Raw genomic sequence first — 245 nt, 5'->3', positions numbered from 1 at the left:
CCGGCAGCGGGACGAACATGGCCCAGCCGGCCGCGCCCTGGCTCCTCGGAGTCGCCCAGGGCTCGAAGCCGTCCATCGCCACGCTGAGCGACGGCAGCTGGGTCACCGCGTGGGCCGGCGGCGACGGGAAGCTGTGGATCGGCACCGGGATCGGCACGAACATGGCCCGGCCCGCCGAGCCGTGGCTACTCGACGTCTTCCCAGGCACCAGCCCGTCGATCACCGCCCTGTCGACCGGGGGTTGG

1 protein-coding gene is annotated in these 245 nt (G+C 73.9%); it reads left to right on the top strand.

The genetic code is table 11. The features are described from left to right. Positions 1–245, top strand: a 245-nt coding sequence (locus IE312_RS31420) for a hypothetical protein (protein ID WP_229900660.1), incomplete at both ends; no start/stop codon positions are given.

Source organism: Streptomyces capoamus, assembly GCF_014654935.1.
In the GTDB taxonomy this organism is placed as follows: Bacteria; Actinomycetota; Actinomycetes; order Streptomycetales; family Streptomycetaceae; genus Streptomyces; species Streptomyces capoamus.
Note: the sequence above shows the minus strand (reverse complement) of the source record. Positions and strands in the feature narration are given on the sequence as shown.